The 1,255-nt window shown below is 40.4% G+C and carries 1 protein-coding gene; it reads left to right on the top strand.

What is annotated here, in order from left to right; genetic code table 11:
* Positions 1–40 precede the first annotated feature (40 nt).
* Positions 41–1,210 (top strand): glycosidase, encoded by a 1,170-nt coding sequence (locus tag AB5935_RS26755; RefSeq protein WP_368327950.1) that lies wholly within the window; start codon positions 41–43, stop codon positions 1,208–1,210.
* Positions 1,211–1,255 lie beyond the last annotated feature (45 nt).

Raw genomic sequence — 1,255 nt, 5'->3', positions numbered from 1 at the left:
TAATTATAAAATAATTAACCGAAAAAAATAACAATAGAATATGAAAAGTAATAGATTAGAAGAGCTAACACAAAATTATGAAGCTCTTATCAACCGAAAAAATGAGATATGCAGCAATAGCAACGGTATATACAAACGTTACTACTACCCTGTATTAACAGCAGAACATGCACCACTCATCTGGAAATATGATTTTGATGAAAAACAAAATCCATTCATGGAAGAAAGAATTGGCATCAATGCTGTAATGAATACGGGAGCCATCAAAATCAATCATAAATACTATCTTGTGGCGCGCGTTGAAGGAGCAGACCGAAAATCATTCTTTGCAGTAGCAGAGAGTAATAGTCCTGTAGACGGATTTCGTTTCTGGGATTATCCGATAGAAATGCCGGAGACAGACATTCCCGATACCAATATGTATGATATGCGCCTGACCGCACATGAAGATGGCTGGATTTATGGTATTTTTTGTGCGGAACGCAAAGATGCAAACGCTCCAGCCGGTGATTTGTCTTCCGCAGTAGCCGTAGCAGGTATTGCACGAACAAAAGATCTGAAAACATGGCAACGCTTGCCGGACCTAAAATCTCCGAGCCAGCAACGCAACGTAGTGCTTCATCCGGAATTTGTGAACGGGAAGTACGCACTGTATACCCGTCCCCAAGATGGTTTCATTGACGCCGGCAATGGAGAAGGTATCGGATGGGCACTCATCGATGATATCTGTCATGCAGAAATAAAAGAGGAAAAGATCATCAATAAACGGTTTTATCATACGATCAAGGAAGTGAAAAACGGAGAAGGGCCACACCCTATTAAAACCCCACAAGGATGGTTACATCTGGCACATGGTGTAAGAGGATGCGCAGCCGGACTACGCTATGTATTATACTTATATATGACTTCCTTAGAAGATCCGACACAGATTATTGCCGAGCCTGCAGGTTATTTCATGGCCCCCATTGGAGAGGAAAGAATCGGTGATGTATCGAATGTATTATTCTCAAACGGATGGATTGAAGATGACAATGGAAAAGTTTATATCTATTATGCGTCTTCTGACACACGTCTTCATGTAGCTGAATCAACAGTAAGCCAACTTGTAGATTATTGCCTGCACACACCAACTGACGGTTTCCGTTCTATAGAATCTGTGAAGCGGATCATTACTATGGTAAATCAGAATAAACAATACCTGAAACAATAAATACATCACCATGCAAAACATAAAACTAAGAAAAAAAAGCGGAAA

The sequence above is a fragment of the Phocaeicola sp. RTP21198st1_B8_RTP21198_201120 genome, from assembly GCF_040929485.1.
In the GTDB taxonomy this organism is placed as follows: Bacteria; Bacteroidota; Bacteroidia; order Bacteroidales; family Bacteroidaceae; genus Phocaeicola; species Phocaeicola dorei.
Note: the sequence above shows the minus strand (reverse complement) of the source record. Positions and strands in the feature narration are given on the sequence as shown.